This window comes from Candidatus Chlorobium masyuteum, assembly GCF_011601315.1.
In the GTDB taxonomy this organism is placed as follows: Bacteria; Bacteroidota; Chlorobiia; order Chlorobiales; family Chlorobiaceae; genus Chlorobium; species Chlorobium masyuteum.
Genome location: NZ_JAAORA010000003.1, coordinates 110,694 through 134,384 on the forward strand (window position 1 = coordinate 110,694; position 23,691 = coordinate 134,384).

A 23,691-nucleotide genomic window follows, 5' to 3' on the forward strand; every position below is an offset into this window, starting at 1 on the left:
CCATCGCATATGATTTTCCCCCTTACAACGTCCCGCTCTGGCGGGAGCGCGGCAGACCCTGCGCTCTCTGCTTTTGGGGCAGCATGGAGGCGATTTTTCCTCTCTCTTCCGGTGAGAAAAGCTCCAGTTCAGCAATCGGGGTATCGGGAGCCTCTTCAAGCGCCCTGACCAGAAGTCCAAGGGCTGAAAGATAGAGCGTGCAGATCCAGTCGGGATCAATCGATGAGTCCATCTGTGCCGTGAGGCTGAACCCTTCATCATAATCATCGATGGAGAGCCCGAACGGATAGTTGGTTGCACCTTCAGTATGCATGATCATCTCTATGCCTTCATGTCGAAAGAGGCCCTGCTCCCTATGACGTGTATGTCGATAGTTCAGCAGTGAAGTGAAGAGCGGCATCGGCAACGGCACGGAACTGCATTGCTGGGCCATGCTGAGTGAAGCCGATTCATGACGCATGAGAGCAAGCAGGCGATGGCGTGCTTGACGAACTGCTTCAGAAACAGGTCGTGCGTCACAGGTCAGGCGAATCGGAAGCGTATTGATGAAGAGACCGACGACCCGTTCAACACCCTCTCCGCCCTGCATTCGCCCGGTAAGAACGGTGCCGAATACCACAGCCTCCTGACCGCATATACGCGAGAGAAGGAGAGCCCAGGCCAGATGGCAAACAGCGGCCGGTGTTGCACTGAAAAGGCGAGCTACGGAACGGAGCCGGAGAGCCAGATCAGCTTGCAGCTCCTTCTTTGCTTCAGCGATTGCCGAGCCGTCACCGTTTACGTTGAGCAGGCCGAATGGAGCGGTCGGGATGCTGATATCTCCAAGCATATCCCGAAAAAAAGGCTCACTGATACCCGGTGCATGGGCTCCGCAAAGCCGGGGAATAAAATTGCGGAAGGGGACCGGAGGAGAGAGCCGCCCTGCATCACCTTCAAGATGAGCAGTAATCTCATCAAACACCACCTTCATGGTCGTATAATCCATAATCAGATGGTGTGCAGAAAAAAGCATCAGCCAGCGATCTCCATCCTCTGCAACGGCTGTCCTGATAAGGGGAGCAGCTGCCAGATTGAGCCGGTTGCTGCGGGGAGAAAAGAGATGCATCAGCTGATCGGCAATTGGACCTTCCTCTCTGTCTGGATGAAGAAGCGTAAACGGAACTGCAGCGTGACGCATGACAACCTGAACCGGTTCGTGAAGTGCGCCCCATACAAATGCGGTACGGAGCATGTCATGACGGTCAACAACCGCCTGCATTGCGCCGGTGAATGCTTCTGCTCGCTCAAGCGAGTCAAAGGAGAAGAGATGGCAACTCTGCCAGGTGTCACCATCCCGCTGCAGTTGTGAGTGAAAATAGATCCCTTCCTGGAGCGGCGTAAGCGGATAGATATCCTGAATGTTACCGGCCCCGCCCTCTACTGCAGTGACAAGGTGATCAATCTCCTCCCGGGAGAGATCAACCAACGGCAGGAGGTCGGGCGTAATGCATTTCGTGCCCGCAAGAAGAGGGTTCTCCGGAACAGGCTGAGAGGGCTCACGCTGAGTGCCGGACTCCCGTATCCGCCCGGCAAGCAGTGCGGGTGTGGGAGCCTCGAATATCCAGCGAACAGGTATCGAAATACCGCCCGCATCATGGAGGAGCACCGTAAGTCTTGCTGCAATGAGCGACTCTCCACCGAGATCAAAAAAGTTATCATGAATGCTGCAGCTCCTTTGCGATAGCGCCCTGGCCCAGAGTTCGACCAGAAGTTCTTCAACCGGATCACGAGGAGGGGCTGCTGAATTTTCAGAAACAGAGTGTTCCGGATCAGGAAGCGACTTTCGGTCAATCTTGCCGTTTACCGTCAGCGGCATGGCATCAAGAAAGAGAAACGATGTCGGAATCATGTAATCAGGAAGCGTTCGCCCGAGATCTGCTCTCAGACCGGCGATTGAAGGGGGAGAGCCGGCGGCAACGAGCCAGGCGGCAAGTGCCGGCTGACCGTAGGGATCGTTGCGGGCATCGACCAATGCAGAGCGTATTGACGGAATAGCGGTAAGTGCTGATTCGATCTCTCCGGCTTCTATGCGAAACCCGCGAATTTTAAGCTGGTGATCAAGCCTGCCGAGAAACTCAAGATTTCCGTCCGTGCGGTAGCGGACAAGGTCACCGGTTTTATAAAGACGCTCACCGGGCCGGGAGGAGAATGGATCAGGAATGAACTTCTCAGCCGTAAGTTCGGGCCTGTTGAGGTAACCGGAAGCCAGGCCGACACCGCCGATATAGAGCTCTCCGGCGATACCTGTCGGAACCGGTTGCCTGTTCCGATCAAGCAGATAGAGGCGTGTATTGGCTATCGGCCGGCCGATAGGGAGCGGCCTGTCCGGTGAGATATCTTCATGCCTGCACTCTGCAATTGTTGTGCATACGGTTGCCTCGGTCGGTCCGTATCCGTTGAAAAATCGCCGACCTTTTGACCAGAAAGCGGCAAGGGCCGGGGGACAGGGTTCACCGGCAACGACCAGCGATTCAAGGAGAGGCAACCCGGCCTTCGGCAGCAGGGCAAGGGCTGTCGGGGGCAGGGTGATATGGGTAATGGCCGAATCTTCAAGATAGTGCCGCAGAGCGAGTCCCGGAATACGTTGTTCTTCATCAGGAAGGTGAAGTTCGGCTCCGGAACAAAGCGCTGTTGCTATTTCCGATACCGATGCGTCAAAACTGAAAGAGGCAAACAGAAGCACACGGCTCTTGGCCATCACTCCGAAGGCGCTGATCTGGGCCAACACCATATTGCCCACTCCACGATGCGAAACAGCTACACCCTTCGGAGTTCCGGTAGAGCCGGAGGTGTAGATGATGTAGGCAAGCTGCTCCGGGGAGATTGCCAGATCGGGATTTCCTGACGGTTGCGAAGAGACAAACGGGTTACCGGCACCGGGGCAGAGCGTTTGCACTGCCTTAAGCGACAGGCGCCCCCGCAGCAGTTCGCTGGTGAGAAGCAGCTCTGTTCCGGAATCTTCAAGCATGAATGCAAGGCGTTCCGGAGGCCAGGATGGGTCGAGGGGCAAGTAACACCCTCCGGCCTTGAGGACGGCCATCATTGCTACAATCATCTCCGGTGTACGCTCAAGCGCAATGGCTACCGGCGCATCTCTTTGGATACCGAGCGCAATCAGGGCGTGAGCGAGCTGATTGGATCCCGCATTGAGTTCGGCGTAACCAATGCGACTGTTTTGAAAGCATAGCGCTGTGGAATCGGGATGTTCAGCCGCATGCGCTTCAAACATCTGATGAAGGAATTTTTCCGGCAGGGGAGCATCCGTAGCATTCCACCCGACAAGCAACTGTTCTCTCTCATCCTGCGGCAGGATATCAAGAGCAGAGATCTTCATGTCGGGATTGGCGAGAACCTCGTCAATCAGGTGGAGCAACCGGGCCTCAAGCAGCTCGATTTCCGGTGCATCAAAATAGGCATGGTTGTAGGCGAACTGCATCAGAACATCCCTGTTTTCGCTAAAATCAAGCACAAATATCGCAAGCGGAATCTGTTCGAAATCGTGAACGAGCGAAGCGCTCTCTGTGGCACAAGCCGGTCCGAACCTGAAGGAGTAATTCTGTTTTTCCCAGGAGAATGCAAGATCGTAGAGCCGTTTTCTGCCTCGCTGCATCGCTCCTGACTGACGGACGATTTCGCTTAAGGGGAGACCCTGATGACGATAGCTCCTGCGCAGTGTTCCGGAGACAGCCTTGATGAGTTCGGTAAAGCTGATATCACGGCCATAGCTGAATCGTTCCGGAATAACTGCGACAAAGTGGCCTATGGTTTCCCTGAAGAGGGGTGTATTCCGGTTTGCCATCGGAACGCCCATGACACACTCATCCTGATCCTCTACGCGGGTGAAATAGAGATAGAGAATTCCGATCAGAAAATGGAAAAGCGATACCGAATGCATTCGGGCAAACGCTTCGGCTCTCTCATATTGCCGGCGCGGGAGGTATCCGGTATGAACCGATCCGGGGATCACCTCTCCGGTACTGCCCTCCCGGCTTGCAGGGGAAAAGAGCGGTTCGGGCAGCGGGGTGAATTTCTCCCTCCAGTATTGCCGGTGGCCTTCAAGCCGTTCAGGCTCCGGGGGGAGTGCGTCGTAAAGGAGAAACTCCCGGTATGCATATTCCTGTCTTAAGGGAAGTGCGTGTCCCTGCAGCAGGGCATTGTAATGGGCGGCAATCCGATGGAGAACCAGACTCATGGCATGGCCATCAACCGCGAGATGGTAGAAGAGATACTGCCAGATAAAGCTCTTGTCGGCAAGTTTATAGATGGTATGGCGAAAAAAGGGCTCCCCTAAGATCCGGAACGCTCTGTTGTGCTCCTTCCGGATATGGTTCAGAGCACGCTTTTCCGGGTCATTTGCATCCGAAACGTCAACAATGGTGAGAGCGGCTTCTCCCATATCGGGAAAGGACTGGAAAGGAGTGCCATCCCTCTCGGTCAGAACCATGCGCAGCGCGTCGTTCTCCTCTGCAACCATAGTGATCGCCTTCCGGAAGAGGCAGAGGTCGAGCTCTCCCTTAAGAAAGCTGTAACCCCCTACGTTGTAAATCGGAGTATCCGGAAAAAGCGCCTGGTCGAACCAGAGTTCACGCTGAACCGAGGAGAGCGGGTAATAAAGGGGGTTGCCGTAAGTTGTCGTCATGGCTCTGCTCTCCCGGATTCTGTTGTTTTCAGGCTTTCGGCACACAGATGACCTGACAGCTGAATGAAATAGGAGATCCACCGTTCAACGGTACCGGAATCAAGAATATCCGTATCGTATTCGACCAGCAGCACTGTTCTCTCCTCCTGCTCTACATAGAAGAGGAGCAGGTCGTGCTTGGCCGTACGGGTGAAGATGACTTCATCGAGTGAACGGGCAAAGGAGTCACTGATTTCAGCTGCAGCAGGAAAGAGCAGTTCGGGATCTACCGGATCAAATCGCTGATACTCGAATACCACATTGATAAGCGGCTGGCGGTTTCCGGATCGTTTGGGTGCAAGGTCCCGAACCAGCGAGTCAAAGGGGTATTCGCGATGTGCCAGCGCACCCATAAGCATGTCGTGCACCTCTCCAAGCAGTGTGCTGAACTCGCTCTCCCGGTCAAGGCGGATACGTATCGGCAGAACATTGACAAAAAATCCGATCAGCCCTTCCAGTTCGGCATGATCGCGTCCGGCAACACCCATACCGATGACCAGTTCGCTCTGGCGGGTGAGTCGATAGAGCAGGGTTGCAAAAAGAGTCAGCCCGACTGAGGCCATACTCACTCCGCTCTGACGGGCAAACAGCTGCAGAGCCCTGGCGATTTCCGGAGGAAGCTCCTTTTTGATGGTGGCTCCTCTGTTTGCGGGAATTTCCGGAAGCGGGCGATCGCAGGGGAGTTCAATCCGTTCCGGCGCTCCTTTCAGGATGTTGAGCCACCATGCGGCACTCTCTGACCAGTCACGGGTGCGCTGCCAGACCGCATAATCGCGAATCGATACCGGGAGCTCCGGAAAAGCTGCAATCGTACCATGAAGAGCCGCCTCGTATGCAATCTTCAGCTCCCGCAGAAAAATACGGGATGACCAGCCGTCATGCACAATGTGGTGGGTCATGATGAGGATGAGCGTCTGCTCTCTGCCGAGACGGATTATTCTGATCCTCAAAAGTGGCGGCCGGGAGAGATCGAACGGCCTTGCAACCTCGACCCGGGTCAGGAGAAGAGCTTCGGATGAGGGGTCGGAAGCAGAGCTGAGATCATCTTCCCGCCATTCGAGCGTTATCTCATGAGGCTCTGCAATCCGGCGCATGATCATGCCATCGCACTCTTCAAAACCGGTGCGAAGGGCTTCGTGCCGCCTGACAAGCTCAACAATTGCCTTATGGAGCGCTTCGGGAACAAATTCCCCTCCGGTCCGGAAAAAGAAGGTCATATTGTAGGCTGCCGAAGTGGCGTCCATGGAGTTAACCATATAGAGCCGCTCTTCGGCATGACTGGCAAAGGGAAATGCTGCACTGTCGGCAACCGGAATGCTGCATCCCGCATCATCTCTTCCTTTTTCGGCATCAATGCGGGAGGCCAGCCCGGCAATGGTGGGCGTTGCAAAAAAATCGCTTATCGAGAGCTTCACTCCTGAACGCTGTGCGATCCGGTTGATTGCACGCATGATGATGAGACTGTGACCGCCAAGAACAAGAAAGCTGATATTGCGCTCTTCGACAGGACGATTGAATATCTCTGAAAAAACTTCAGCTACCATCTTTTCAGTATCGCCCGTTGGCAATCCTGATGATGCAGAGCTGCCATCTCTGAGTAACTCTCCATCTTCGGCTTCCAGGTCAAGTCTTTTCCGGTCAAGCTTGCCATTGGAGTTGATCGGCATGCGGGCGACCCTGATGAAGCGGGCCGGAACCATGTATGATGGAATGCGCTGCATGAGCCACGAGCGGAGTTCAATCGGCTCCGGCACCTCATCTCCCCTGATTACCAGGCAGGCCAGAAGCTCCCCGGCATCTTTCCTGAAAAGCACGGCTGCACCCGCCACTAAAGGGTGACGACAGAGCGCATCTTCAATCTCGCCGAGTTCAATACGGAAACCCCGGTGTTTGATCTGGGTGTCCCTGCGACCCCCGATCTCAAGCACGCCATCCACCCTCCACCGTCCGATGTCACCGGTCCGATAGCAGTACTCGCCTTCAGGAGTTTTGAAAAAACCGGCGGCGGTCAGCTCCGGCCGATTCTGGTAGCCATCGGCAACCCCTTCGCCTCCGTTTATGATTTCACCCCAGATACCAATCGGAACAACCTGGTCTCTTTTGTCATAAACCATGACTGTCGTAAGCGGGATTGGCTTGCCGATCGGTATTGCCTGACCATTCAGATCCCCTGGAGTTACAAGATGAGTGGTCGTAAAGGTTGTGTTTTCAGTAGGACCGTATACATTGTAAAACCCGGTTTGAGGAGCGGCTTCCGCAGCCCGCTTCAGTAGCTCGGGGTTCATTAACTCTCCTCCGGCAAGCACTTTATGCACCGTGGAGAAGCTCTCCGGCATCGTCTCGGCCTGGCGGTGAAACAAGCCGGTTGCCATGGCCATAATGGTGATATTACGGCACGCTATTTCAGCAGCAAACGCTGCGGGGTCAAGCAGAACGTTGCGATCGATCACGCAAAGCTCGGCACCATTCAACAGCGCTCCCCACAGATCAAACGTCGAGATATCAAAAGCGAGGGATGAAACCAGCATCACCCGGTCGTCATGACCAATCTCTATATAATCCTGGTTAACCGTAAGGCGGATGATGCCTCGCTCTAAAACCCTTACACCTTTGGGCTGACCTGTAGAACCGGAGGTGTACATGAGATAGGCAAGCACATCCTCTCTGCGTTCGGGCAAAGCAGCAGAAGAGGAGCTCATGAGAGCCAGTTTTTCGCCCTCCATTATCAGGCGCTCCATCGGCACCTGTTCATCCTCATTGCGCTCACGCTTCTCCATCCCGGCATGATCGGCCTCTTCAATGACTTTACGTCCGGAAGCGTCTGCAATCACCACCCGGCAAGCTGCATCGGCAAGAATCAGGGCAATACGCAGCGCTGGAAATGAAGTGTCAAGCGGCAGATAGCAGGCGCCGAGAGCATTGATTGCCAGAATGATGGCAACACCGGTACAACTCCGTTCGAGATGCATTGCGACAATCTCGCCTTCACGAACGCCTTCAAGGGCAAGGTATTGAGCAATACCTTCGGCACGGCAGAGCAGTTCTGTGTAGCTGAGCCGTTCGGTTTTATCGCTGATGGCTATGGCGCTGCCGCGCTTTTTTGCCATTGCTGCAAAACAGGCATAGAGATTCAGGGGTTCCGGTTGCGGGGTATTGCTGCCGCGTCCGACCTTCAACAGCCACTCTCTCTCCCACTCTGCAATCAGGGGAAGTGTAGCCAGTTTCGTTTCATCTTCAGAGATGACAAGAGCATCAAGCAGCGTGGTAAAATGCTCTCCCATGCGCTCGATCCGGTCACGATCAAATATGGCGCTGTAGTATTCACAGGTAACGCTTATCTCTGCAGGAAGGTCCCGGATGAAGATTGAGAGGTCATTCTTTCCGTCACTGCGCTCAACACCGAAAAGTCGAAAGGCATCCCTGCCCTCACCCTCAGACTCATATCCCTTGCTTTCGCTGAAGTTCATGTAGGAGAGCGTCACTTCAGAGAGCAGAGTCCGTTCAGGTGCAGGGGGCGGTGCAATCGCTTCAAGCAGCATCCCGAGCGGACATGCCCGGTTGCGCATTGCTTCTGAAACCTCACTGTGGAGACGGCTGATGAAACCTTCGACCGATTCATCCTCAATGAATGCAATACGCAGAGGAATAAGCGATACCATCATACCCGGTATTGAGGAAGCTCCGACACGCTCTCTTGCATCGACGGGAACTGAAATGACCAGATCATCACTGCAGCTGTAGCGGGCAAGGAGAGCGGCCCATGCTGAGAGCACGACGGTAAAGGGAGTTGTGGCGTGTGTTGATGCGAATCGCCGCAAAGCCTCGACACTCTTTTGCGGCAGAGTGAACGCAACGCTACCGCACTCCCAGGTATGATATGCCGGTCGCGGCCGGTCGGAAGGGAGGTCAAGAACGGGCAGTGGCAGCGTATGATAGCGCTGCAGCCAGTACTCTTTGGCCGACTCAAAAGCCTCAACTCCCGCACCCCTCCGGCTCCACCATGCGTAATCCTTGAAGTGCAGGGAGGGCGATGGAAGCGTTTTTCCTGCATAAAGCTGCGCAAGATCACCGGTCAGCAGTTCAAGACTCAAACCATCAGCGAGGGCGTGATGGATATCCATGAAGAGGGATTGCGGATTACCCTCAGCGCTTTCAATCAGTTCAAAACGTACCGGTGGTTCTGACTCAAGGTCAAAAGGGCGAACCCTGCTCTGCCAGAACCGTGGTGTCACCTCCTCTCGAGGGCGAATGCAGTTCAGCTGCAATGCCACTTCCGGAACTATCTCCATTTCGGGCTCACTGCCATCGAAACAGAAACGGGTGCGGAGAATTTCGTGACGGCTGATGAGTGCTCGAAGTGCGCTTTCCAGTCGTTCCCTGTCGCAGTCGGAGGGGAGGGAGATGATGTTGGGAAGGTTATAGGCTATACTCCTCTCTGCCGCCAGCTGGGCCTGGATAAGCGCGAGTTGCTCGCGGCTGACCGGATAACGGTTTTCAGCTGGAGCCGGAGTAAGCCTCTGGCTGCTCTGCATGCCCTCTTCACCGGCAGTTGCGGCCTCGGCCTGGCTTCGCAGCTTCTCTGCAAGCCTGCCGACCGTGGCTGACTCAACAAGATCAGTGTATGAAAGAGGGTGACCGAGCTCTTTGACAATGCGGTCAACAATATCAATGCCGGACATCGAATCCCCTCCAAGCGAGTAGAAATCATCATCGGAATCCACGCTCTCATATCCCAATATCTCCGCCCATATCTGAGCTAAAGCCTTTTCAAGCATTTTCGGTTCTTCAGGCAAAACCGGAGGTTCTTTGGCCTTCTCACCGGGGGTTTTCCCGTAGAGCAAACTAACCTGTGGAGTTCCGGCACCGAGAGCCATCCGCCAGTAACGGATAACCTCATCAGGGGAGAGACTGTACTCTCCCAGTTTGCCGTCAAGCAGGCGTGCAGCCATTCCAACTTCTCCGACCTGACACCAGTCGATGGTGAGTGCCGGTCGTCCCTCGCTCCGGCGCCATCTTGCGAAAGCATCAAGATAGAGATTGGCTGCTGTATAGGCTCCCGACCCGGCCCTGCTCTCAAGGGCTGTCAGGGAACCGGAGAGAACAAATGACTCTATCGGGTCATGGCGTGTCAGAAGATCAAGATTGCGAGCCCCCTCAACCTTGGGTGCGGTTGCCCTCGCAAAAGATTCGGGAGTTTCATTGACCAGAAGATGGCTGTCAACAAGACCGGCGAAATGCACAACTGCCGATATGGGTCCCAGTGTTGAGCGCACCTCATCAAGCACACGGGAGAGCTCTTCACAATTGCTTACGTCTACCTTCCAGTGACGAACGGTAATGCCCCTGGCCGCAAGAGCCTCCAGCAGTTCAAAACGTTGCATCGTCTCGTGCTCTTCACCCGCCTCAAGCTCACGGCGGGAGAGCAGTGCAAGCGAAACAGCTCCCTTGCCTGCGAACTCCGCAGCAAGAAGCAGCGCAAGGCCTCCCGTCCCGCCGCTGACAACACAGCATCCGGAAGCAGGCCAGAGGAGTGTTTCTGCGGCAGCGTAATCTTCCCCAAGAGGTTCAAAACACCTTTTCAGCCTTCTTCCTGAGTTGTCGAGAAGAATTGGCGAATGCTCTCCCGGTTCGAAAGCTTCAAACTCCCGGAAAAGAAGCTCAAGCGGCGCTCCTTTGTCAACTTCGACGTACCGAGTCAAGAGCATCGGCTCTTCATATCCCGCAACCATCACGAGACCTGCCATAAGTGCTGTATCCGGCCGGGGATGGGGAGAGTCATGTTTGCTGTCGGGCGCAAAGGCACCCTCTCCTGCTGCAACAAGGTGCAGGGGGTGGCGCAGGTGAGCCATAAGCTTTTGAAGGAGATTCAGGGTGCGCAGGCCGATATCCTCACCGGGCTCCGGCACAAAAAGAAGATGACGGATACGACCCTCCGATAGCAGAGAGAGCAGTTCATCATCAGGTTCTACAGAGCTGCATGAAGCTGCCAGAGCCCCCCTGAACATGGAGTGGGCGGTGATTCGCCGGAAGAGATCACCTTCACCGACCAGCGCAATTGGCAGAATTGCCGTAACTGCCGCATTTACGGGATCGGGTACCCATACCGGCAATGAAGGGATTACCGGTACCTTCATGATACCCTTCAGCTCAGTTGCCGGGTTTGAAAGCGGAACAAAATGGAGCTCCCTGAACCGTATTGAAAGCTCTCCGCTCTCACTGTCATAAAGTCTGACATCAGCCTTGATTCCCCCATCCGGCAGAATCACTCGTTCAGCCGAGGCAAAAACACTCTCCGGAAGGGGCCGATAGACGAGAATCTCTGCGCAGCCTGCCGGAACCAGCCCCGGCCGGTCAATGGCAATACTGACCGCCCGGTCGAGAACTCCCGGATGCAAACCCTGCATGTTCAGCTCTCCCTCTGTATGTGCCGGCAGTTGAAGGCGGGCAAAAAACTCATCCCCGCGGCTTCCTCTTGCCCGAAGCGCATTCCATCGTGCGCTGACCCTGACCGGGCCTGCCGGTTCATCTGCCTGATCCGGTTCATCTTTAAGGTCAACTTCTTGCGCTCTTGTCTGTTCTTTGTCAAAAACGCTCTCAGTCGGCACTGTTGAGAGATCAGAGAGTGCCGCCTCTGCAAAATTTCTCCACCCTCCCTCAACCATCCGCCCGCCAAGAGTTGCTCGATGAACCCCTTCATCACCACCGGTAATGAGCATACTGACACTGCCCGGTTGGAGCAGGGAGGGTTGAAGGGGTCGAAGCCACGAGAGCTCCCTGATGGCGAAGGGGGAGAACTCCCCCTCACTCCGGCTTCCCTCCGATCTTGTAAAGGCAAGAAGAGGGAGTATCCCCATCCCTACAAGGGTGGGAACTCCGGCAAGCAGATGTTCCGCTACCGGCCAGAATGCTGCAGAGTGCAGGTCGAGAGGATATCTTTTTCCCTCGGGCGTATCTGTCGGGCGCAGGAAAAAGGGGTGATTACCCGAATGCTGCTTATTTTGACCGGCGTTGCGGGGAGGACGGCAGCTGATCCGCTGAAGTGGTGCACCTGCAAGATGCAATCGTCTGAGCGGGAGCTGCGGAGAGAGAACAAGCTGTGCACCCTCCAGAAAGGCCTCGGCTGCGACTCTCGCTGAATCCTCATCACCACAGAGCGCCGTAACCTGCAGAGCCTGCTGTGATCGATCCCTTCGCCCGATTCTGCCGGAGAGGCTCCGTTCGCTGCTCCCGGCGGAAGGTAATCCCTCCAGTGCGGCGAGCAGCTCATCGCGATCACGAAACCAGATCGCAAGGCGTTCTGCGAGGGAGTCGCGGCCGCTGTTCAGGGTATAGGCAATGTCAAGCGGCCGGTAATGGCGGTTCAGGCGGATCTCCACGGCGAGTGCATCGGCATAGCTTTTGAGCAGTGGTGCTGTTGCCGCAGAGAGCCCGATAACCATCCATCCCGCAGAGAGCAGTTCAGGATTGCCGTTTGCGGGTGGCGGTGCCTCAATAATCGCATGGACATTGATGCCGCTCAGTCCGAATGAGCTGACCCCTGCACGTCGAGGCGTCCCCAGATCGGGAAGAGCGCAAAGCGAAGTGCTGACCCGTACCGGAGAGTCGTCAAAATCGATACGGGGGTTGGCTCGTGTAAAGAAGGGCTGAGGTGGTGCCTGATCGTTTTTCAGACAGAGAACTGCACGCAGCAGTCCGAGGGCTCCGGCACAGGCGTCAAGATGGCCGTAATTACCTTTTGCAGACCCTATCAGGGCAAAACCTGTTTTACTCGTCTCCCGGCTGAATGCAAGACGAATTCCCTCTATTTCCACGGGATCGCCAAGATGGGTGCCGGTTCCATGAGCCTCGATGTAGGAGATTGTGGAGAGCGGCACTCCGGCTTTTGCCGCGGCAGCAGCAATCACCTCCGACTGTGCCTCCGGGTTGGGGGCGGCCATTCCGCTTGAAGCTCCGTCCTGGTTGATGGCTGTACCGAGTATAACCGCATGAACCGGATCTCGGTCAAGTTCAGCCTGTTCCAGGGTTTTCAGGAAAAAGATAACCGAACCCTCTCCTGCGCCGGTACCGTCTGCACTCTCGTCAAAAGCATGGGTACGTGCTGTTGATGATTCGATCGTGAAGCGGGTAGCCGACGATGGTGGCATCATGATCAGTTTCGCACCCCCGGCAAGTGCGGCACTGCACTCTCCGTTGAGAAGGGAGTTGCAGGCAAGATGCACGGCGGTCAGTGAGGAGGAGCATGCCGTATCAACCACAGTGGCCGGTCCCCGCCAGTTGTGCAGAAAAGAGAGACGGGTAGCAATATTGGAGGGGACATTATTGATAAAGATCTGTTCGGCCCTTTCAGGAAGCGCCTTCAGGGCATACTCGGTCCATGTTGAGCCGCCTCCGGCAGCCGCAAAAACGCCGATCTTTTCATTATCAAGCGCCCTGCCTCCATAACCGGCATTTTCAAGAGCCATAAGGGCGGTTTCAAAAAAAAGCCTCTGCTCCGGATGAACAAGGGCGGCATCTGCCGGAGAGAAGCGGAACCGCTCCGGATCGAAATCATATATATCCTCAAGCCAGGCGGCCTCACGGAAATTCCCCGGAAGGGGAGAACCAAGGGTATTGAACATATCGCGGGTATCTTGCAGGCGATCGGGAGAGATCGAAGAGACCCGGTCAGCACCCCTCGAAACATCTTTCCAGCACCCCTCCGCACTTCCCGCCCCGGGAAGCCGGACTCCGATACCGACAATGGCAATTTTATTCGAACTTTGTCGGGCATTTTCCTCTTTTTGCGCGCTCTTTTCCGGCTGCTCCTGTCCGGTATTTTCCATGATGAACCTTGCCTGGGCGGCAACGGTGACTACCGAAAAGAGCTTCGCCACGCTGAAAACTCCGGGCCATTCGGCAGCAAGTTTTTCATGCAGACGAACCAGCAGGAGCGAGTTGCCGCCTGCATCGAAAAAACCATCATCAACACTGAACTCCGCACCGGGAAGAAGTTTCTGCCAGAGTTCATGAATTCTCGATTCAAGAACTCTTTGAGGGTTTGCTTCAGTTTTCTCACAGGTGGAGGGGATAAACTGAAATCGGGTATCATAGAAGAGAGGGCGAAGAGCTGACTCATCCGGCTCCGATGGGAATGATTCACTCCGGCGGAGAATTGACGCTTCGAGCTGACCGATCCGGCGGGCATACTCACTCCAGCTTTCACTGCTGCCTGCGCCATCAAATACAAAAGGCAGGGTCACTTCTCCATGCCGGGAATTGATTGTTATACCGGTTACCAGACGCTGACCTGGCATCCGGAGGGAGAGCACCCTGGCATGAACCGCAAGCAGAAGTGTGCTGAATGAAATACCGCAAGCTTCTGCAAATGCCTTGAGCTGACCGGTCCGGAGTGCATCAAGCTGTTCTTCAATGAGAAGCGGCTCCTTTGTTGATGGGCCCGGTGAGGGAGCGGAACTCTCCCGGTAAAAGGGGAGAGGAGGCAGATCAGCAATGAAGGTGCGCCAGAAATCGTGCGATGGAGTAGTCATGTTTTACAGCAATAGAGGCGGTTGAATCCGTTTCTCAATACACAGGCAACTCATCTTTCATTCTCATAACTTCTCCTCGCTCACCGGACCATGCCAGGGTCAGACGGTGGCACAGGGATGGCTCTTCACGCCACAAACGCCAGTGTCGGGATGGTTTGTCGTCACCGTCAAAGGTGGAGGCCACGCTGGAGGAAAGATCTATCCGGATTGAGGAGAAGGGGAGGGAGAGCCCCCGTCCGTCTGCTTTGGCGACAGCCTCGCGGGCTGTCCAGAGTTCTATAAATGCCTCAGAGCGTTCAGCAACGCCCATCAATTCCAGCCGCACTATCTCTTCAGCGCTCAACCCGTATGCCGCCAGATCGGAGCGGGGCACCCGCTCATGATCAACGGACTCAACATCAACACCCACTCTTCCTGCATTACTGAGAGCCACAGCAACCATGCCCTTCGTATGGGAAAGGCTGACGTCAATACCACGGCACTCATCCATGTCGAGAAAGGGCCTGCCGAAGCGGTCGCGGGAGATAATGAGTGCAGAGGGGGCGAGACCGATCCTGTTGGCGATGACAAGGCGGAGCAGGGCATGTGCGGCAACATAGGCAATGCGGTCATGCTCGCGAAGAAACCGCAGGGCAAGCGTCCGTTCCTCATCATCAAGAAGCTCAACCCACTCCGGGGGAGAGAGCTCCAGACGCTGAAGGTCATGCGTCCATAACATGACGGCATTTTCTCTATCGATCATCATAACCCCTTCAGGATGTTATCACAAATATGGGCTGCAAGCTGGCCGACAAAAGGAGGCTGCAGCATCTGTCCGTGCGTTCCTTCGATCCAGCGAAGCTCTACTCCTCCACCGGCATAGGGGAGCCATCCGTTATAGTCATCACCCGGAATACCGGGCGCCTGGCTTGAAGGAGTTCTCGGGCGGATAAGCAGCAGCGCTTCGTTGCTTGTTTTTGGATGGTAGCGAAGTGCCGCCAGACCGTTGTTCTGGAACAGCGCAAGCAGACGCCGCAGATGCTCTCGATCAATACCTTCCGGAAGATAGTCGCTGCTCCGTTCATGAAGCACAAGCATGTCAAGCCGCTCTTCAGGACTCAGCGTGCGCAGAAACCCGGCACTTCCCAGCCCCATCTCGTCGAACATGGTGGCAATGAACTCGGCTTCATCCATCTGAAGCATGATGCGGATCGGATCGGAGGAGGCAATACCGTCAAGCACAATGACCCGCTCGGTCTTGAATCCGATCCGGCGAAGCTGGCATGCAGCCTCCCAGGCGAGCAGACCGCCAAAACTCCATCCAAGCATGATGAGCGGCTGATCGGGCTCCAGTAATTCATCCAGTTCGTGAAGATAGCCGGCAACCATGGCCTCAACCGTGGGCTGAAGGGATTGTCCGGCCTCAAGACCGGATGCCTGTGCCATGTAGATCGGCCACTCTGCTCCGAGCGCATCAGCAAGGCCCTTGTAGCATAAAACATTGCCTCCGACAGGATGAAAGCAGACAATCGGTGTTCGATTCCCCCCCCTGTTGACGGCAACAACCGAGTTCCAGGTTGATGCGACCTGTTTTGCCTCAATCCTGTCAGCCATCTGCGAGATTGTTGTCGAAGTAAAGAGCTCAGAAAGAGGAAGTTTCACCCCGAATTCGGCATACAGGAGGGATACCAGCCGCACACCGAGAACACTGTGACCTCCAAGAAGAAAAAAATCATCGTCAGAGGAGTCCACCTGAACATCAAGAATGCTCTTCCAGATCAAGGCGATCCTGCGTTCTGTATCCCTGGTGAAGGGAAGGCGGGGAGTGCTGTTCCGGCTCAATAATCCTCTGTTTTGCAGAGAGGGCAGCCTCTGCTCATCAAGCTTTCCGTTGCTGTTGAGGGGAAGCTCCCCGATCTCGACAATCAGGGTCGGCATCATCCATGCAGGAAGGGAGAGATCAAGATCGGCCCTGCATCCTGCGGCATCAAATCCCGGTGCCGGGACGACATAGGCTACCAGAATTCTGTCACCATCCTGACGGGGATCAGCCACAACCGCCACAGCATGACGAACCAGAGGGGATGCCTTGAGTGCTGCCTCGATTTCCGACAGTTCAATGCGGAATCCCCGAACCTTCACCTGCCGGTCTTCTCGGCCTGTGAATTGAAGCAGGCCCGGCTGAATCCAGCGACCGATATCGCCCGTCCGGTACCACCGTTTTCCGTTCTCATCGCAGACAAAGCGTGCGGCAGTAAGCTCCGTTTCGTTGATGTATTCCCGGGCAAGCCCGGCTCCACCGATCATGATCTCGCCCGGGATACCGACCGGAAGCGTCCGGCCGGCATCATCACACACCTTTATATCGACTCCCTGGAGGGGCGTGCCGACTGGAGGAGGCAGGTGCCTCTTCCAGCTATCGGCACTCATCCGGTATTGTGAGGCACAGACACAGCTCTCTGTGGGACCGTAGGCGTTCCATATCTCACGTTCACCAACTCCCGGGAGTGCGAAATAACGCTCCGCAAGGCTCGAAGAGAAACTTTCTCCACCAAGAATAAACGAGTTGACGGAACTCACCGCTCCACTCTTCTCCCAGTAGTCAAGCAGCAGGGCAAAAAGAGTCGGGGTTGAATCGGCAACATGCAGCCGGTGCAACTGAAAAAACCGGTGCAGAGCCTCGGGATCCTGACGGGTCTCCTCTTCGGGAATAAAGAGGGAGTGACCATTGAGCAGGGTCGTAAAAATATGATGTATCGAGCCGTCAAAAGCAAAGGAGAAGCAGCAGCTTATCCTCAGAAACTCCGCATCAATCCTGGCCGAAAGGGGAGTATAGAGCTCATTTTCAATGGCTTTGATCAGATTGATGACTGGTCCGTGTTCTACAAGCACTCCCTTCGGTGTTCCGCTTGTACCACTGGTGAAAATGAGATAGGCCGCATGAGCCGGGTTCAGCTCGATGTCGGGCGAAGCGGAAAAGGCCGGATAATCAGAAAAGAGAGCCCTGCGGTCAAAATGGAGTGGCGCCCTGCGTGCGGAAGCGGATGGCGCAGACGCTCCGGGAGCATCCAGCGTGATCACAACATCAAAAGCATAGGGTGCCGGATCGAAACCCGGTGCATCGACGGCTGAGTGTGCAACAGAGGGGGTTTCCGGACGCCGGGCAGCCCAGTCACTGAAAAACTCAAAGGGGACGAAAAAACTTCCGTTCAGATTGCTTCTGGTTGAGTAACCCTCATCGGTGTGCAGACGGGCAAAATCCCTCAGATCGGAGAGATATGCATCATGACGGTCGAGATTCCACAGGTTGCCGAGAAAAAGTGTCCCTCCCGGAGCGAGCAGTTTCATTGATTTATCGAGCACCATGCGGAGGTAGCCGTAACCGGGAAAGCTCTCGATAACACTGTTCATCACGATAAGATCGAAACTGCCCGGAGGAAGAATGTCAATGTCATGAGCGGCCAGATGACGTCCGGTCACCTGTGTCAGGCCGAGAGTGCGGGCGGCAACTTCAACCCGCTCGGCATTGTACCGGGAGAGATCAGTGGCCAGATAGGTTGAAGAGAGCGGAGCAATGTAGCGCATACTGAAGCCCGATGCACACCCTATTTCAAGTACACGGGCCCCCTCTTTGATATAACGGGCTATTTTATTGCGGGCATTGGTACCGAATGCGGCCATCGCTTCAGGCGATAACGGAAGGCCCGTAAATGCGCTCTTCCACCCCCCGGCATCAATATCATCAGCCGCAGATGAAGCAATATGGTCCCACAGCTCGGTGGACATAAGCTCTCCGGGTGTTTCAACCAGTGAATCAACGTCATCGCTGTCGAGTGTGAGGCTGAATTGAAGGGATGGAGAGAACCACTCAAGCTGCTGCATGTCGCCGGCATACCGGGCTGAACTGATCAGTGCTGCTGCACCGGCTATCGAAAGCAGCTTTCTGCGTCGTTCCAGGGGCAGGGTAGGATCGATGGGAAGGTAGACACAACCGGCTTTAATAGTGCCGAACAGAGCGGCTATAAAGAGGCGGTGACGACCGATCATGACACCTATCCGGCTCTCCGTCGGCAGCTTCCTCTCGATTAAAAACCGGGCGATTCTCTCAGAGAGATCATCGAGTTCACCATAGCTCATTGAGCCCTCTTCATCAACCACGGCGGTGCGCAGGGGATGACGAAGCGCCATTTCCGAAAAACGTGCGGCAATATTGCGGCAGCCGTCGCCGGCATCGGAGAGCAGCTCGCCCGATGCAACTGCTGAGGATGGATCTTCAAAAATGAAATCTGCAATTTTCATGGGTGCTGATCACGTTGACTTGGCAATCCGGTTTGCAAAACCTCCTGGAGGCCGGCTATCTCCTGAAGCATTGAAGAGAAGCTGAGAGCCATTTCTGCCGACTCTTTCGCTGAAATCATGCCGGTATTGAAGCGGAGTCTGAGTTTCAGGGACTCTCCATCTTCATCCATGCTGAAAATACTCTGCACTGCTGTATACTCATCCCCGCAGCTCTCCTGCCTGCACCCGGCTGACGAGGGGCTCATCAGGGCTTGAGAGCGCTGCATGAGTTGTTTGCGGTCAAGTTTTCCGCTCAGGGTATACGGGAGCTCTCTGAGCAGAATAAACCGGGCTGGAATCATGCTCTCCGGGAGCTGCTCCCTGAGAAAACGGCGCACTTCGCCCAAATCGACCGATCCGTCACAGAGAATCCACGCATGCAGTTCATCGAGCCCCTGGTTTGAAACAGGAACAACAACAGCACGGACTATATCTGTGTGCGTTTCAAGAGCATGTTCAATTTCTCCGGGCTCAATTCGCTGACCGCGGATTTTTACCTGCCAGTCGGAACGTCCAAGGTATGCAATGCTCCCGTCAGGCTGCCATAGACCACGGTCACCGGTCAGATAAAGCCGTCCGCCCGGAGTGAATGGATCGGCAATAAATCGTTCAGCAGTGAGTTCCGGTCTGTTGAGATAACCTCGTGCCACCTGCACACCGCCAATGGCAATTTCACCCGGAATACCGACCGGCAAAGGATTGTGCCTCCCGTCAAGAATATAGAGCGTCGTGTTGGCAATGGGACGACCGATTGAGAGAGCGCTCTCTCCCCGCCAGGGGGAAGCGCACTGCCAGCTCACATCGACGGTTGCTTCGGTCGGCCCATAGAGATTATGGAGCTCGGCACCGGAGCGATCATAAACAAGCCGGTTGAAGCGTTCAGCCAGGCTCCGATCAAGCGCCTCTCCGCTTGAAAAAACAAGCCGGAGGCTCGCTATGCTCGAAAACTCGATCCGGCGGTTCTCAAGAGTGTCAAGAAAAGCTGCAAGCATTGAAGGCACAAAGTGAATTACCGTCACCCCGTGCTTTTTAATTGCTGCCGCCAGCTCTTCGGGATCCTTCTCCGCACCCGGCCTGAGCATGGCAACAGCTGCTCCTGTCCATGACCACCAGAAAAGCTCCCAGATTGAAACGTCAAAGGTTACCGGTGTTTTCTGCAAGATAACATCACCGGTGCCGATCGGGAAGGTGCGCTGCATCCAGAGAATACGGTTGAGAACCGCGTGATGCTCAATCAGAACGCCTTTCGGCCTGCCGGTTGAACCGGAGGTAAAGATGATATAGGCCGGATCATCAGGTTCGGCACGAGAGACCGGATCGGCCACTTCAGCAACCGAAGGAAGGGTAATTGTCCGGCAGCGCCCGCTCAATAAGGCCGGCAGCGGTTGATCAACGAGAACAAGGGGGTTTCGGAACTCGTCGATCATGTCACGAAGACGCTCGGCGGGGTGGCTTGCGTCAAGCGGAACATAGACCCCTCCGGCCATCAATATGCCGAATATTGCGGCAAGCATATCCTCTGAACGGGGGAGCAGCATGATGACGGCTTCTGCGCGACCGAGACCGCTGCTCTCAAGCAGAGCTGCCACTCCACCGGCTTTGCGGGCAAAAGTGCTGTAGTTCTGCATGTTACCGTCATGAGCGATCACCGCACACTCCGTGGCATGAGTGGCCGAGATCTCAAGAAACGGTTCAATAATCGAACGGCGTGTCGGCAGGGAGAGTGCGGTATTGTTAAAGCCTTCCATAACCTCTTTCTCGCCCGGAATCCAGATATCCAGAAGCGAAACCGCTTCTCCGGGCCTGGCGATGACTGAGCGGACAAGCGCCTCAAGGCGTTGGACAATCCGTAAAGCGCTCTCCTCTTCAAAAAGCTCTGTCGAGTACTCCAGGAAGAGCTCTATGGTACCATCCCGCTTCATGAAGTTGAATGCAAGATCGAACTTTGCAAACGGCAGGCGGGCCTGATAACTCCGGGTCTCCAGACCAGAAAGTCGGGGGGGTTCGGGAAGAAGATCCTGCCAGGCTACGAGAACATCAAAAAGCGGATTGCGGGAGAGATCCCTTGGCAGATTCAGGCTGTCGACAAGTCGGCCGAAGGCGCACTGTTGATCACAGAGTGCGGCCTGCCACTCAAGGTTGACCGAAGCAAGATGGTCAAGAAAGCTCTGATCGGGTTCTATCCGGCAGGGAAGCACCAGGGTATTGACCAAAAAACCGGCAAGATCGGCCATCTCGCTCCCCTCACGCCCGGATGACAGGGCTCCCAGAGCAAACGGTTCTCTCCGATTGTAACCGGCGAGCCGGTAAAGAAGCAGCTCCGAGAGAGCAAGGAGCATGACATAGGGGGTAACGCCGCTCTCCCCGGCAAGCCGGTCCAACCCTCGACTGACAAAGGCATCAAACCGGATATCGACCGCTGCGCCCTCGTAGCTGCGGGTTGCGGGCCGCATTCGGTCAGTGGGCAGATCGAGCGGTTCCGGCGGGGGAGTCAGCCGTTGAACCCTGCGCAGAATAAGTTCTCTCTCCTCCCTGCTCTCAAGAAACCTCTTCTCTGCAGCAACATAATCCCGAAGAGAGAAGCCTGCCGGAGGAGGCGGAGCAGAGGAGAGCCCTCTTTCAAAATCGTAGAAGCGGGCAAGATCGTCAAGAAGGATGTTCAGGCTCCAGCCGTCGCAGGCTATATGGTGCATGACCATCAAAAATCGCCACTGCTCTTCACCCACCCTGAAAAGAAAGGTTCTGACCGGAGTTTCGGCTTCAAGACGGAAGGGACGGCTGATCTCCTCCTCCATCCGCCGGTCGGCTTCAGCTTCCGGATTGACGGAGAGTCTGCATTCAACGGTTTGAGGCAGAACTCCTCCGGGAGGAAGCAGGTGGTGGCGCACTTCGGGATTTGTATCATCTCCCGGACGAATGACAAGCCGCAGCGCATGATGGCGCTTTTCAAGAGAGAGAAGCGCACGGCTGAATGCCGCTGAGTCAAGTGCACCCTCTATGGCAAAAGAGAGCGGAACATTGTAGCGGGCCGTTGCCGGAGTAAGCTGCTGCAATATCCAGAGCCGTTCCTCGTTGTTTGAAAGGGGAAAATCCTCCGGTTCCTCCCTCAGCATCTCCAGGAGAGCGCTGTGATCCTTTTTTCCGTTTGCATTGAGCGGAAAGTGCTCAAAAGTTATAAAACGGGCCGGCATCATATAGAGGGGCAACCTTTCGGCAATACGGTTTCGCCAGGCCATTTCATCAGGTTGAGATGAGGAGACAAAGGCAACCAGCTCCATCCCTTCTCCCTTGCCATTCACCATGGCCAGTGAATCGTTTACCCCCTTGCACCCGGAGAGAACCGCTTCAATTGCCGGGAGCTCAACCCGGTGACCGCGCAGTTTGATCTGGCCGTCTCTCCGGCCGCAGAACTCAAGCAGACCATCCTCTCTGAATCGTGCAAGATCGCCGGTGCGGTAAAGCCGCTCTTCAGGATTGTCGGGGTGTGTTACAAAGACCCTCGCGTCAAGATCCGCTCTTCCGGCGTAGCCGATTGCAAGGCCCTCTCCGGCAGCATAGAGTTCACCGATAACACCGGCTCCGCAAGGGCGCATGGCGTCGTCAAGGAGATAGATCCTTGTTCCGGCAACGGGGCTGCCAATCGGCACACTCCTGCCGGAAAGATCCTCCGGACGAACGGTGTGGATAGCCGTGAAGGTCGTATTTTCAGTGGGGCCGTATCCGTTAACAACCTTTAGTGCCGGAGAGGCTTCCATCACTTTTTTAACATGCGAAATGCTCATGGCTTCACCGCCGCTTAATACAACGCGAAGCGGCCTGAATGCAAGGGGAGCGTGGTCAGCGATCCGGTTGAAGAGTGCGGCGGTCAGCCACATGGCAGAGATACGCTTCTCCTGAAGATAGTTGCCGAGCAGCTCCGGCTCCATCAACAGAGCATCCTCAATGAATACAAGCGTTGCGCCGTTCAGGAGCGTGCTCCATATTTCGAGGGTAGAAGCATCAAAACCGAAGGGAGCGGTCTGCGCCATCACCTCTCCCGGCTTGAGCGACAGTACGGTTTTGTCAAAGGCAAGACGGCTTACGCCTCGGTGCGGAATGATTACCCCCTTCGGCTCACCCGTTGAACCGGAAGTGAACATGATGTAAGCCGGTTTTTCACCGTAACCTCCATGCAGTTCCGGTAGAGCGCTACCGGGTGCATTGCGCTTCAGCTCTTCAATATCAAGCAGCCTGATACCACCGGGGTCACCAAAACCCTTCTCTGCAAGGAACCGTTCACCGGCTCGCCGGTCCGTGATGATCCAGCGGGCATCACAAGCATCAAGAAGCTCCCTGACCAGCAGGGGAGGCAGTTTCTCATCCAGCGGCAGATAGGCTGCTCCGCATTTGAGCACACCGAGCAGTGCGGCAACTGCTTCAGGTTTGCGCTGCAGGGCAAGTGCAACGGTGCTTCCCGGCCGGACACCCGCTGCCGCAAGTCCGGACGCAAGAGCTGTGGACCACTCATCAAGCTCCTGATAGCTATAGGATTCATTGCGATAGATGAGAGCGGGAAGATCATGGTAGTGCTCTCTGGCACGCTGCCACAAAACAGCAAGTGAGCTGTCACGGGGCCAGGAACACTCCGCAGGATTGGTACCGGAGATAACGGGGGGTTCCGTAGCGGTGGCCGGAGATGATTGACCTCTTTCAGCCGGGGAAGGGGAGGCCGGAGCGGTGTCGTCGGCACCGTCAATCAGCGCAGCCATTTTTCCAAGTGTTCGCGCCGAAATCGCTGCTGCAAGATCAATGGTTCCGAGTCCGGAGGCTTCAACCCGGTGAACCAGCCGCATGAGCAGAAGACTGTGTCCGCCGAGAATGAAAAAATCGTCGTTACGACTGCGCACATCACTCCGGAGATATTCACGCCAGAGAGCGGCAAGCCGTTGCTCCTTGTCCGTCAGTGGCTCTTCACCTTCGGCACACTCCTCCTGGAGAAACGCAATGAGTTCCGGCTTTGACTCCAGCACTTTCTGGCGGATATCGTCACTGAAAACGCCTTCGGGAGCATCAAAACAGAGGGTACCGTTTTCAACCCTGAGCCGTATATCGAGTGCCGAGAGCTCGGCAAGAAGCGATGTTATGGACATT

5 protein-coding genes are annotated in these 23,691 nt (G+C 55.5%); all 5 read right to left on the reverse strand.

The genetic code is table 11. The annotated features are described in order from the left end of the window. Positions 1 to 22: 22 nt before the first annotated feature. Genes G9409_RS07235 through G9409_RS07255 form a run of 5 tightly spaced genes read right to left on the reverse strand, consistent with a single transcriptional unit; the run spans position 23 to position 23,690 of the window. Positions 23 to 4,678, reverse strand: coding sequence for a non-ribosomal peptide synthetase (locus tag G9409_RS07235; protein ID WP_166808134.1), 4,656 nt, complete (start codon positions 4,676 to 4,678; stop codon positions 23 to 25). Further along, the gene (locus tag G9409_RS07240) at positions 4,675 to 14,244 is read right to left on the reverse strand and encodes a non-ribosomal peptide synthetase (protein WP_166808135.1); all 9,570 of its coding nucleotides are present in this window, start codon (positions 14,242 to 14,244) and stop codon (positions 4,675 to 4,677) included. The genes G9409_RS07235 and G9409_RS07240 overlap by 4 nt, the downstream gene beginning before the upstream one ends. Positions 14,245 to 14,278: 34 nt before the next feature. Further along, positions 14,279 to 14,989, reverse strand: coding sequence for a 4'-phosphopantetheinyl transferase family protein (locus G9409_RS07245; protein ID WP_166808136.1), 711 nt, complete (start codon positions 14,987 to 14,989; stop codon positions 14,279 to 14,281). Next, entirely contained in the window at positions 14,986 to 18,522 is a 3,537-nt protein-coding gene (locus tag G9409_RS07250; protein ID WP_166808137.1) for an AMP-binding protein, read from the reverse strand. The genes G9409_RS07245 and G9409_RS07250 overlap by 4 nt, the downstream gene beginning before the upstream one ends. Continuing rightward, positions 18,519 to 23,690: a non-ribosomal peptide synthetase gene (locus G9409_RS07255; RefSeq protein WP_166808138.1), complete on the reverse strand. Its 5,172-nt coding sequence runs from the start codon at positions 23,688 to 23,690 to the stop codon at positions 18,519 to 18,521. Before G9409_RS07255 ends, G9409_RS07250 begins: the two co-directional genes overlap by 4 nt. Position 23,691: the final 1 nt, after the last annotated feature.